Origin of the sequence: Faecalibacterium gallinarum (genome assembly GCF_022180365.1) — a bacterium.
Lineage (GTDB): Bacteria > Bacillota > Clostridia > Oscillospirales > Ruminococcaceae > Faecalibacterium > Faecalibacterium gallinarum.
In genome coordinates, this window is record NZ_BQKV01000115.1 from 80,629 (window position 1) to 91,787 (window position 11,159).

At 62.9% G+C, this 11,159-nt stretch carries 12 protein-coding genes; 3 read left to right on the forward strand and 9 right to left on the reverse strand.

Annotated elements, in window-relative coordinates; translation table 11 throughout:
- The first annotated feature begins 80 nt into the window (after positions 1–80).
- Positions 81–1,298: an iron-containing alcohol dehydrogenase gene (locus JCM17207_RS13590; protein ID WP_238318148.1), complete on the forward strand. Its 1,218-nt coding sequence runs from the start codon at positions 81–83 to the stop codon at positions 1,296–1,298.
- Between the two features lie 135 nt (positions 1,299–1,433).
- Here JCM17207_RS13590 and JCM17207_RS13595 read toward each other — a convergent pair whose 3' ends face one another.
- The 8 genes from JCM17207_RS13595 to JCM17207_RS13630 all read right to left on the reverse strand — a co-directional run bounded on the left by JCM17207_RS13595 (position 1,434) and on the right by JCM17207_RS13630 (position 8,941).
- A complete protein-coding gene (locus JCM17207_RS13595; protein WP_238318149.1) occupies positions 1,434–2,363 on the reverse strand; it encodes an ROK family protein in 930 nt (309 codons plus the stop codon).
- Positions 2,364–2,365: 2 nt separating this feature from the next.
- On the reverse strand, positions 2,366–3,067 hold the full coding sequence (locus JCM17207_RS13600) for an N-acetylmannosamine-6-phosphate 2-epimerase (RefSeq protein WP_238318150.1): 702 nt from the start codon (positions 3,065–3,067) through the stop codon (positions 2,366–2,368).
- Between the two features lie 24 nt (positions 3,068–3,091).
- Positions 3,092–3,544 carry a NanQ anomerase/TabA/YiaL family protein gene (locus tag JCM17207_RS13605; protein WP_238318151.1) on the reverse strand — a complete coding sequence of 151 codons (453 nt, stop codon included), beginning with the start codon at positions 3,542–3,544 and terminating at the stop codon, positions 3,092–3,094.
- A 110-nt stretch (positions 3,545–3,654) separates the two neighbouring features.
- On the reverse strand, positions 3,655–4,593 hold the full coding sequence (locus JCM17207_RS13610; RefSeq protein ID WP_238318152.1) for a dihydrodipicolinate synthase family protein: 939 nt from the start codon (positions 4,591–4,593) through the stop codon (positions 3,655–3,657).
- A 38-nt stretch (positions 4,594–4,631) separates the two neighbouring features.
- Positions 4,632–5,486 carry a carbohydrate ABC transporter permease gene (locus tag JCM17207_RS13615; protein WP_238318153.1) on the reverse strand — a complete coding sequence of 285 codons (855 nt, stop codon included), beginning with the start codon at positions 5,484–5,486 and terminating at the stop codon, positions 4,632–4,634.
- Between the two features lie 15 nt (positions 5,487–5,501).
- Positions 5,502–6,431, reverse strand: a complete 930-nt coding sequence (locus JCM17207_RS13620; RefSeq protein WP_238318154.1) for a carbohydrate ABC transporter permease — start codon at positions 6,429–6,431, stop codon at positions 5,502–5,504.
- 119 nt (positions 6,432–6,550) lie between these two features.
- On the reverse strand, positions 6,551–7,897 hold the full coding sequence (locus JCM17207_RS13625; protein WP_238318155.1) for an ABC transporter substrate-binding protein: 1,347 nt from the start codon (positions 7,895–7,897) through the stop codon (positions 6,551–6,553).
- 183 nt (positions 7,898–8,080) lie between these two features.
- Positions 8,081–8,941, reverse strand: a complete 861-nt coding sequence (locus JCM17207_RS13630; protein WP_238318156.1) for a MurR/RpiR family transcriptional regulator — start codon at positions 8,939–8,941, stop codon at positions 8,081–8,083.
- Positions 8,942–9,184: 243 nt separating this feature from the next.
- On the opposite strand from JCM17207_RS13630, the gene JCM17207_RS13635 reads away from it, so the two are divergent.
- Together JCM17207_RS13635 and JCM17207_RS13640 are read left to right on the forward strand one after the other, a co-directional pair.
- Positions 9,185–9,838: a DUF624 domain-containing protein gene (locus JCM17207_RS13635; protein WP_238318157.1), complete on the forward strand. Its 654-nt coding sequence runs from the start codon at positions 9,185–9,187 to the stop codon at positions 9,836–9,838.
- 45 nt (positions 9,839–9,883) lie between these two features.
- Complete coding sequence (locus tag JCM17207_RS13640) at positions 9,884–10,975, forward strand: M24 family metallopeptidase (protein ID WP_238318158.1); 1,092 nt, start codon at positions 9,884–9,886, stop codon at positions 10,973–10,975.
- 99 nt (positions 10,976–11,074) lie between these two features.
- Here the strand turns inward: JCM17207_RS13640 and JCM17207_RS13905 are convergent, their stop codons facing one another.
- Positions 11,075–11,152, reverse strand: a complete 78-nt coding sequence (locus tag JCM17207_RS13905; RefSeq protein WP_373871900.1) for a hypothetical protein — start codon at positions 11,150–11,152, stop codon at positions 11,075–11,077.
- Positions 11,153–11,159 lie beyond the last annotated feature (7 nt).

Genomic DNA, 11,159 nt, shown 5'->3' on the forward strand with positions numbered 1-11,159 from the left:
CTGGGAACAGCGGCCCCGAGCGGGCCAAATCGAGAATCCAATTCCCATGATAACGATTGATTTTCAGGAGGAAAAAACATATGGCACGTTTTACTCTGCCCCGCGATCTCTACCACGGCAAGGGCGCTCTGGAGGCCCTGAAATCCTTTAAGGGCCAGCGAGCCATCATCTGTGTGGGCGGCGGCTCCATGAAGCGGTTCGGCTTCCTGGACAGAGCCATCGGCTACCTGAAAGAGGCCGGCTTTGAGGTGGAGCTGATCGAGAACATCGAGCCCGATCCCTCGGTGGAGACCGTCATGAAGGGCGCCCAGAAGATGCTGGAGTTCCAGCCCGACTGGATCGTCGCCATGGGCGGCGGCAGCCCCATCGACGCGGCCAAGGCCATGTGGATCAAGTACGAGTACCCTGAGATCACCTTTGAGGAGATGTGCAAGGTGTTCGGCATCCCCGAGCTGCGCAAGAAGGCCCACTTCTGCGCCATCCCCTCCACCTCCGGCACCGCCACCGAGGTGACCGCCTTCTCCATCATCACCGACTACGCCAAGGGCATCAAGTACCCCATCGCCGACTTCGAGATCACCCCCGACGTGGCCATCGTGGACCCCGACCTGGCCGAGACCATGCCCAAGAAGCTGGTGGCCCACACCGGTATGGACGCCATGACCCACGCCATCGAGGCTTATGTCTCCACCGCCAACTGTGACTACACCGATCCTCTGGCCCTCCATGCCATCAAGATGATCAAGGCCGACCTGGTGGACTCCTACAACGGCGATATGGCCAAGCGGGACAGCATGCACAACGCCCAGTGCCTGGCGGGCATGGCCTTCTCCAACGCACTGCTGGGCATCGTCCACTCCATGGCCCACAAGACCGGCGCTGCCTTCGCGGACTACGGCGCACACATCATCCATGGCGCTGCCAACGCCATGTACCTGCCCAAGGTCATCGCCTTCAACGCCAAGGACCCCACCGCCAAGAAGCGCTACGGTGAGATCGCCGACTTCATGGCTCTGGGCGGCAAGGACGACGACGAGAAGGTCGCGCTGCTGATCGCCTATCTGCGGGGCATGAACGACCAGCTGAACATCCCCCACTGCATCGGCCACTACGGCGCCGACAGCTACCCCACCGAGCAGGGCTTTGTGCCGGAGGATGTCTTCCTGGCCCGCCTGCCCGAGATCGCCAAGAACGCCATCGGCGACGCCTGCACCGGCTCCAACCCCCGTCAGCCCAGCCAGGAGGAGATGGAGAAGCTGCTCAAGTGCTGCTACTACGACACCGAGGTTGATTTCTAATTCGGTTCGCCTTACCTAAAGAATCCGCCGGCCCCAGGGCCGGCGGATTTTTTGCTGCCCCGTAAAACCACAGCGGCGCACCCCCGGCCGGTTCTGGCCGCTTGGGGTGCGCCGCTGTGGTTTAGGAGGAAACAGTTAGTGTTCGGATTCTCTGCGGAGGTGGTAGCAGACCGCCCCCACCAGACCCGCGTCGTTGGCCAGGGCCGCCGGGCGGAGTTCCAGCCCCTGGGCAAAAGCGGGCATGACCCGGGCTTTCACCTGCTCGGCCAGAGGCTCGATCAGGAGTTCCTGCTGGCTGCTGACCCCGCCGCCGATGAGAATCAGCTGGGGGTTAAACAGATGCACCAGCCCCGCCAGGCCCTCGGCGATCTCTACGATCCAGTCGTTCAGCAGCTGCTGCACCGCCGGGTCGCCCTGCCGGGCGGCGGCGAAGATGGCCCGGCCGCTGTCCAGGGCGGGGTTCATCCGGACGGCTTTCCGGACCAGGGCGGAGGTGGAGGCATGGCGCTCCCAGCAGCCCACCGCGCCGCAGGTGCATTGTTCCCCTTCGGCGGCGTGAATCCGCATATGGCCCAGCTCACCGCCCAGGCCCCGGGCGCCCTCCAGCAGACGGCCCCCGGTGATGACGCCGCCCCCGAGGCCGGTGCCGATGGTCACACCCAGAACATCGGTGTAACCCCGGGCCGCGCCCACCCAGGCCTCGCCCAAAATCATGCAGTTAGCGTCGTTGGCCACCGTCACCGGCAGGCCAAGATCCGCTTCCAGCGCTGCCCGGATGGGGGCCCCGGGCCAGCCCGGCAGGCTGCCGCAGGTGCCCGCCACAATCCCCTGACTGCTGTCGATCTGGCCGGTGGCCGAGACGCCCACGCCCGCCGGCTCATAGCCTGCGGCCCGGCTCTCCGCCAGCAGCTTTGCGGCGGCGGCCCGCACGGTGTCCAGAATGGGGGTGCGATAACCGTCAAAACTGACGCTGGTTTCTGCCCGGAGCAGCACCTGGCCTTCCTCGGTCACCAGGCCCAGCTTGACGGCGGTGCCCCCAATGTCGATTCCAAGATAGGTTTTCATGATTACCTCATATCCTTGATGGCCGCAGTGAAGCGGGCGGTGATCTCGGCCGGGCGGGTGATGGCGCCGCCCACCACCAGGGCAAAGGCCCCGGCTTCCAGAGCCTTCCGGGCCTGCTCGGGGTAGTGGATGTGCCCCTCGGCGATGACCTTGGCGGGGCAGTTTTTGGCCAGCCGGGCGATGAAGTCAAAGTCCGTCTCGTTGATTCCCTCGGTCTCGGGGGTGTAGCCCCGCATGGTAGTGCCCACAAAGTCGGCCCCCGCCTCGGCACAGGCCATGGCCTCCTCGTCGGTGGCGATGTCCGCCATCACCAGCTGATGGGGGTACTTGGCCTTGATCTCCCGGATGAACTCCGCCGAGGTCTTGCCGTCCGGCCGGAGGGCGCTGGTTCCCTGCACCGCCAGGATATCCACCCCGCAGGCCACCAGCTCGTCCACCTCTTTCATGGTGACGGTGATGTACATGGGGGTGCCGGGGTAGTCCTTTTTGATGATGCCGATGACCGGCAGGTCCACTACTTCTTTGATCTGGGTGATGTCCCGCACCGTGTTGGCCCGGATGCCCACCGCCCCGCTCATGGCGGCGGCCTTGGCCATCAGGTGCATGATACCGCCCTCCTTGGTGTAAAGGGGCTCATGCTCCAGCGCCTGGCAGGAGACGATCAGACCGTGTTCGATCTGCTTCAAAATTGCTTCTTTTTCCATCTGGATTTCCTCCTTTTATGGGCGTCAGTCGCCCATCCGAATCTTGACCACAGCTTTCCGCAAAGCGTCGGAGACGGGGCTGATGCAGCTGGGCTTGTGGTACTCCCCGGGCAGGAAGAGGGCGAACCGCCCCTCCCCCAGCAGCCCGCTGGATTCCTCCGGCCCAGCGGCAAACCCGCAGTCCGCCGTTTCGTCAAAGGGGCCGGTGGCTTCGGCCCGGGTGGTCCAGGCCCAGTATTCACTGCCGGTCAGGTCGATCTGCAAGTCGGCATAAAGGCGGTGGTACTCAAACTCCGCGCCCTCGGCGGGGCGGAGGGCGGCATCCATCACATTGATGAACACCCGCTGTCCGTCGATCTCGGTGCGGCCGTTAGGCAGCTGGGCGGGGTCGTTTTCTTCCAGCCAGCGGATGGCGGTGTCCAGCGCCGGGTGAATCCCCCGGTAACGGCCCAGACAGCTCAGATGATCGGTCATCATGGGTAAATCCCTCCCGATTCTTTCCAGTCAAAACGCCCGGCGCCGCCTGCCCTCCCGGGGCCGGCAGCCACCGGGCGTCTGCTGGTTTTATGGCTTATTCCTTTGAAATATTACAGAGCGGCGGCCTTTTCCACAGCCTCGCGGATCATCCGCTCGGCCTCCACCACCACGGCCTCGTCCGAGGGGATCAGGTTGGGCAGCGGAGGACGCACCCCGCCCAGCTCCAGGCCGTACATCCGGCGAAGGATCTCTTTCTGGACGGCGTAGAGGTTGCCGTGGGCCTCGCACATCTTATAGATGATTCGGTCGGCGTCGTACTGCACCTTGCGGGCCGCTTCCAGATCGCCCTTCTTGACCAGCTCGTCCATCTTGAGGAAGAGCTCGGGCATGACGGCATAGGTGCCGCCGATGCCGCCGTCGGCGCCCATGGCCCGGCCGGAGACGAACTGTTCATCGGGGCCGTTGAAGACCACGAACCCGCCCTCGCCCCGGGCGGCGATGCCGGCATCCTTGAACATCTGGATGTCCTGCACCGGCATGGAGGAGTTCTTGACCGCCACCACGTTGGGGTTCTTCAGCATGGTTTTCAACAGGCTCATGGTCAGGGCCGTGCCCGCCAGCTGGGGAATGTTGTAGATCACAAACTCAGTGTTGGGGGCGGCGGCGCTCATGGCGTTCCAGTACTCGGCGATGGCGTACTCGGGCAGGTGGAAGTAGATGGGCGGGATGGCCGCGATGGCATCCACACCGCACTTTTCCGCGTGGGCTGCCAGCTCCACCGAGTCGGCGGTGTTGTTGCAGGCCACGTGAGCGATGACGGTCAGCTTGCCTTTGGCCTCGCTCATGACGGCTTCCAGAACCGCCTTCCGCTCATCGGGGTGCTGGTAGATGCACTCGCCGGAGGAGCCGCCCACATAGACGCCCTTGACGCCCTTGGCGATCAGGTGCCGGGTCAGGGCCTTGACGCCCTCGGTGGAGATACTGCCGTCCGGGTTGTAGCAGGCATAAAAAGCCGGGATAACGCCCTGGTATTTGGTACAATCTTTCATCACGAAAACACTCCAATCTGTATCGAGGGGATCGACCATCAGCCCTTGACGGCGCCCATGGTGATGCCCTGGGTAAAGTACTTCTGGAACATGAGGAAGACCGCGACGATGGGCACGGCGGCCAGTGCGGCGCCGGCCATGATGAGGCCGAAGTCGGAGGAGACCTCGCCCTGCAAGCGGGCGATACCGGTGGAGATGGTCAGGACTTCACGCTTCTGGAGCATAATCAGCTGGAGGAAGTAGTCGTTCCAGGTGTTGACGAAGGTGAAGATGGCCAGGGCGCCCACGCCCGGCTTGACCATGGGGAAGACGATGGAGACAAAGGTCCGCACCTCGCTGGCGCCGTCGATCCGGGCCGCCTCCAGCATTTCGGTGGGGATGGTCTCGGAGAACTGCTTCATCAAAAAGATCCCGAAGGGCCAGCCCACGGTGGGCAGGATGACCGCCAGGAGGTTGTTGTTCAGACCCAGGGCGCTCATCTCTTGCAGCAGGGGGATGACGATGACCTGCTTGGGCAGGGCCATGGCGCAGACCAGCAGGCTGAACAGAACCGTCTGGCCGAAGAACCGCTTTTTGGCCAGGGCATAGCCGGCCAGGGCCGCGGTGATGCAGGTGAGAGCCATGGCGGCTACGGCGATGATGATGGTGTTCAGCAGCCACTGGATGGCGGGCTGCTGGAACAGGCGGACGTAGTTATCCAAAGTGGGGTTCAGGGGGAACCACTGGGGTTTCTGGGCGTTGATGGTGATGGCGTCTTTCAGCGAACCGGTCAGAATCCAGTACAGCGGGAAGATGAAGAACACCGCCAGGAGCGCCAGCACGATGATTACAAAAATCTTGTAGCCCTGGGACTGTCCGTCCAGGCTGGATTTTTTCGCTTTTGTCTTGGGCATCCCGATACCTCCCTTTTAACCGTTGTCGGACTGCGCGACCTTGAACTGGATCGCAGAGAAGATGGCGATGAAGATGGCCAGAACCACGCCCATGGCGTTGGCATAGCCGAACCGCTGATAGTTGTAGGCCATATCAAAGATATAGTACATCAGGGTGCTGGTGCTGCCCAGAGGGCCGCCGCGGGTCAGCAGCTGGATCAGCGCAAAGCACTGGAAGCTGTTGATGGTGGTGATGACCAGGACATACAGGGTGGTGGGCATGATCTGGGGCCACTTGATCTTCCAGAAAATTTGCAGCCGGGTGGCGCCGTCGATGGCGGCGGCCTCCTCCAGGGAGCGGTCCACGTTGCCCAGGGCCGCCACATACAGGACGATGGGCTGGCCGATGGAGGTGGTGAAGAGGATCATGATGATACACCAGATGGCGGTGCGGGTGTCGCCCAGCCAGTCAAAGCCCACGGTGCCGAAGATCTGGTTCAAAAGGCCGTTGTAGGGGTTGAACATCCACTTCCACACCACGGTAACCGCCACCGAGCCGGTAACCACCGGCAGGTAGAACACGCACCGGAAGAAGGAGCGGAGCTTGGAGCGCATGGGGTAGATGGCCGAGCCCACCCACAGAGAGAAGGCGGTGACCAGAGGCACCGAGACCACCACGATGAGGATGGTGTTCCACAGCGAGCGGATAAAGGTTTTGTCCTGGAACATCTCCACGTAGTTGCTCAGGCCGGTGAAAGTGGCGGCCGAGGTGTCGATGCCCATGTCCAAAAAGCTGTATACCAGGCACATGCCCATGGGAACCAGCACAAAGCCCACAAAGAAGATCAGGCTGGGCAGCATAAACAGATAGGCGGAGATGGTCTCACGCCGGGCCAGTACGCGGCTGGCGGGGCGGTTTTGGACCTTGGGAGCGGATTTCTTATCCTTGACGGAAGTTTGCGCCACGTTGATTCCCTCCTTATGGTTGACGGGTCGGTTGCGAGGCCCAAAGCCGGCATAAAGAATGCGCCTGCCTTAATCGGCAGGCGCACCGTTTATTCAGTTTCGGGTCGTTCGGCTGGGGGTTAGACGTTGCTGGCTGCCACAAAAGCGTCGGCGGCTTCCTGTGCGGGGGTGCCGTTGACCATGATCTCCTGGAGCATGTTGAACCAGTTCTGGCGCTGTGCGGTCCAGTTGGGGGCCACGTTGTAGTAGTCGCCCAGGTACGGCATCAGGGAGGCGAACTCGCCCATCTGCTCGGCCTGGTCGGTGCCGGCGTAGACATCGCCCAGAGAATCACGGACGGGGAAGAAGCCGGTCAGCCGGACGCTCTCAGCGGCCTGGGACTCGTCGTCGCAGACAAACTGGATGAAGGTCTTGGCGGCCTCGATCCGGGCGTCGTCGCCGTTGTTGAAGATGCCGAAGCCCCAGATACCGCCGCACAGCTCGGGCACACCGTCATCGGAGGGGAATGCCATGGCGTACGGGGTGAAGGTGACCTGGGAAGCATACTGGGCCTTGTTGGAGGCGTTCCAGCAGAAGGTAACGGCGGCGGTGCCGTTGGCGAACTGCTGCAGCTCGTCGGAAGCCTGGAAGCCGGCGTTGGCGTTCAGGCTGCGGTTGTCCACCATGCTCTTGAGCAGCTCGAGAGCCTTGACGTTCTCGGGGCTGTTGGCGGTGTACTCGGTGTGGTCGGCGTTGGTGTATGTACCGGAGTAGAGGTTGTTGACGAGAGCGCGGGTGCCTTGGTCGCCGCCCTGGCCGCCGCAGTAGAGGATGCCGGGAACCGCTGCCAGGCCGGAGTCACGGACGGTCTCCATGGCCTTGACAAAGTCGTCGGTGGTCCAGGTGCGGGTGGCCTCGTCGATGTACTGCAGGGCGCCGGCCTTCTCAAAGACCTCGTAGTTGATGGCCATGCAGTGGGTGGTCATGCACAGGGGGTACTCGTAGTAAGCGCCGTTCAGCTGGCAGGCGCTGACGACCGACTCGCTGACGGCGGCGATGTCGTCCTGGGTGTCGGTCCACAGGTCGCTCAGGTCCACCATCAGGTTGTTGGCACCCCAGTTGGAAACCAGACGCTCGGGGCCTTCCATGATGATGTCGGGGGTCTCCTTGGCGGTGATGGCCGAGGTAACCAGGTTGTCGCCGTTCTGGTAATCCAGGGTCTCATAGGTGACCTTGATCTCAGGATGGACTTTATTGAAAGCGGCGATGATGTCATCCAGCTTGGAGGTGGTGCCGCCCCAGGAGCCGATGGGGTAGGTCCACAGGGAAATCTCCACGCCGCCCGCGGCGGTGCTGCCAGCTGTCGAACCAGCGGTGGAAGCTGCGGTGCTGGAAGCGGCCTTGTCGCCACAGGCGGCGAGCAGGCTGGCTGCGCCAACGGCACCCGTAACTTTCAGGAAATCCCGACGAGAAATAGCTCTTTTCATAGTGTCCTCCTTTTGTCTTACCGGTCGGCTTGTGTGTGCACCTTCCGGTGCTTTCGTAAATCATTTTACAAAACAACAAAAGGAAAGTCAATATATTTTGTACACTTTTTTGAAAATAATTTTCAATCAAGAATTTTATTGATTTGCTTTTTTCAAGTACAGTGAAAAAGAGCTCCCCTCCCCTCAGATGTGCCGGACCGTCAGAGCCTCGGCGATATCCCGGCGCACCTGCTCGATCTGGCCCTCCTGGCGGCGGCAGACCTCGGTGAACAGGGTGTCGATCAAAAACAGCTGGGCCATCCGGGCCGGCACCGACCCCAGCTGCAAGGGGCCCTCGTTGGCGCCGCACTGGAGCACTACATTGGCGTAGGCGCAGGCCGGGGATTTGGGGAAATGGGTCACCAGGATCACCCGCACCTTTCGCTGGTGGGCCAGCTCCAAAAGCTCGATGGCCTCCCGGGTGGCGCCGGAGTAGGAGAAAAAGAGGATGGCGTCCCGCTCGGTGAGGGAGGCCGCCGAGATGATCTGCATATGGGAGTCGCTCAGGGAGTAAAAGCTCATCCCCGCCGTGGCAAAGAGATGGGCTGCCTCCTCAGCCATAATCATGGAGCCGCCCTGGCCCAGACAGAGCACTTTGTCCGCCTGGGTGAGGATATCCGCCGCCTGTAAAATATTCTCGGGCCGGATGAGGGTCAGGGTCTGGGAGATGGCGTCCACCTCGGCCCCATAGAGTTTATGGCACATTTCCTGGATATCGTCCTCCGGGGTGACCTCGCCGCTGAGGAACGGGATTCCTCGCCGGCTGGCCGCGTGGTTGGCCAGGGCCAGCTTGAAAGCGTTGTAGCCCTTGTAATCCAGTTTGCGGCAAAAACGGGAGATGGTGGCCTCGGCTACGCCGCAGGCCTCTGCCAGCTCTGAGATGGACATGATCTGGGTATCCCGCTGATGGTCGGTGACGTAGTCCGCCACCTTGCGCTCCGAGGCGGTCAGCTGATAGTATTCGGCGCTGATCCGTTCGATCACATTTTGCAGATTGGTAGGCATAAGCATCTCTCCTGGTTGTATTCTTCCGCCCCCGGCCGCCCCAGAATGCGGAGCCGGCGGAGGTGGGGCTATCAAAATAGTATCATCTTTGAAAAAAACTTTCAATCCAAACCCCGGGTTTGGTCATTCTGCGAAAGGGCGGACCATTCCCCCGCCCCCGGATGACAAGCCGCCCGGTTTGTGCTATGATAGCATCAATCAACCGGGGCCGCCCGCCCCGCCCCCACGAAAGGAGCCTCGACCATGTTTGGCAGCATCTTCAACCCCCAAAACAGCTTCTGGCAGGCGCTGGACCATCTGGCGGATCTTTTGATCCTGAGCCTGCTCTGGCTGATCTGTTCCCTGCCCCTGGTGACAGTGGGGGCCTCCACCGCCGCCCTCTACGACGCGATGGCCCGCTGTGTGCGGGGGGGCGAGCCCATGCCCTGGCGGCGGTTCTGGCAGACCTTCCGCCGGGAGCTGCCGGGGGCCTGCCTGGCCACCCTGCTCTGGGGAGCGGTGCTGGTGCTGCTGGCCAACGCCCTGGCCCTGATGGGCGCCGCCGCTGCGGCGGGCAGCTCCACGGCCCCCCTGGTTCTGATCTTCTGCCTGGTGCTGATGATCCTGCCGGTGGGCGCCGCCTGCTGGATGTTCCCCCTGCTCTCCCGGTTCACCTTCCGGCCGGTGGAGCTGATCCTCACCGCCCTGCGTCTGGCGGTGGGGTACCTGCCCCGGACCATTGGGCTGGTGGCGATTCTGGCGGTCTCGGCGCTCCTGGTCTGGATGCTGCTTTTCCCGGTGGTGATCCTGCCCGGGGCGGCGGCCTGGCTCTTCGCTTTGCTGCTGGAGCCGGTGTTCGCCCGGTACCAGAAAGCCGAAACGGAAGAAGAAACCCCGGAAGAAACCGAGGAAGTTTAAAACCTCCGCCTCCGGGCGGAGCCCCCATAAAGGAGTGTATTTCAGATGGAACAAGCGTCTCCCCTTCACCTCGCCCGGCTGGCCCGGGTGCAGCAGCAGATGGCCGCTCTGGGTCTGACCCAGCTGCTGGTCACCGACCCGGACAGCGTCTGGTATCTCACCGGCTACGACAACGAACCCCTGGAACGGATGATGGTTTTCTGCGTCCGGGCGGACGGACAGCATACCTTCTTTTTGAACCGGCTCTTCCCCGCCCCGGCGTCCCCCTGGGAACAGGTCTGGTTCAGCGACACCGACGACGCCGTGTCCGCTCTGGCGGCCCGGCTGGACCCTGCCGCCCCGGTGGGGATCGACAAGACCTGGTCTGCCCGGTTCCTGCTGCCCCTGCTGGAGCGGCTGCCCGGCTGCCGCCCGGTGCTGGCCTCCGACTGCGTGGACCACTGCCGCGCCTGCAAGGACCCGGCGGAACAGGCCCTGATGAAGGAAGCCTCCCGGATCAACGACCAGGTGATGACCGAGGCCGCCGCCTTCTTCCGGGAAGGGGTCACCGAGCGGGAGGCCGCCCGGTTCATTGAGAAGCGCTATACCGAGCTGGGGTGCAGCGGGCCCTCCTTCCCCACCATTGTATCCTTCGGGGCCCACGGGGCGGACCCCCACCACGAGCCCGACAACACCCCCCTGGCCCCGGGGGATTCCATCGTCATCGACATGGGCTGCCGGAAGGACCGCTACTGCTCCGACATGACCCGCACCTACTTCTGGCGGGAGGCCAGCCCCGAGGCCCGGGCCGTCCACGACCTGGTGCGGGAGGCGAACCAAAAGGCCGAGGCGCTGATCCGCCCGGGGGTGCCTCTCTGTGAGATCGACCGGGCCGCCCGAGACCACATCGCCGCGGCGGGGTACGGGGAGTACTTCACCCACCGGCTGGGGCATTTCATCGGCCAGCGGGACCACGAACAGGGCGACGTGAGCAGCGCCAACACCGCCCTGGCCCAGCCGGGGATGATCTTCTCCATCGAGCCGGGGGTCTATCTGCCGGGCAAATTCGGGGTGCGGATCGAGGATCTGGTGCTGGTCACCGAGACCGGCTGCGAGATCCTGAACCAGGTGGATAAACACTGGAAGATCCTGGGCTAACCCCAGACCACACAAACAAAAGAGCGCCTGACCCTTGAACCGCCCCATATTGTGCGGACAGTACAAAAAAGAGGCCTGCAAGGGGTAGAAGTAAACGAATCAAAGACTGGCCTGGCGAAGCGAGAGCGGAGCCAGGCCAGTCTTTGTCTGGAGCCGCTCGTGGTTATAGAAGTGGATGTACTCG

Coding starts and splice junctions, on each gene's coding strand:
- JCM17207_RS13590 (WP_238318148.1), top strand. CDS start 81: ATGGCACGTTTTACTCTGCCCCGCGATCTCTACCACGGCAAGGGCGCT.
- JCM17207_RS13595 (WP_238318149.1), bottom strand. CDS start 2,363: ATGAAAACCTATCTTGGAATCGACATTGGGGGCACCGCCGTCAAGCTG.
- JCM17207_RS13600 (WP_238318150.1), bottom strand. CDS start 3,067: ATGGAAAAAGAAGCAATTTTGAAGCAGATCGAACACGGTCTGATCGTC.
- JCM17207_RS13605 (WP_238318151.1), bottom strand. CDS start 3,544: ATGATGACCGATCATCTGAGCTGTCTGGGCCGTTACCGGGGGATTCAC.
- JCM17207_RS13610 (WP_238318152.1), bottom strand. CDS start 4,593: ATGAAAGATTGTACCAAATACCAGGGCGTTATCCCGGCTTTTTATGCC.
- JCM17207_RS13615 (WP_238318153.1), bottom strand. CDS start 5,486: ATGCCCAAGACAAAAGCGAAAAAATCCAGCCTGGACGGACAGTCCCAG.
- JCM17207_RS13625 (WP_238318155.1), bottom strand. CDS start 7,897: ATGAAAAGAGCTATTTCTCGTCGGGATTTCCTGAAAGTTACGGGTGCC.
- JCM17207_RS13630 (WP_238318156.1), bottom strand. CDS start 8,941: ATGCCTACCAATCTGCAAAATGTGATCGAACGGATCAGCGCCGAATAC.
- JCM17207_RS13635 (WP_238318157.1), top strand. CDS start 9,185: ATGTTTGGCAGCATCTTCAACCCCCAAAACAGCTTCTGGCAGGCGCTG.
- JCM17207_RS13640 (WP_238318158.1), top strand. CDS start 9,884: ATGGAACAAGCGTCTCCCCTTCACCTCGCCCGGCTGGCCCGGGTGCAG.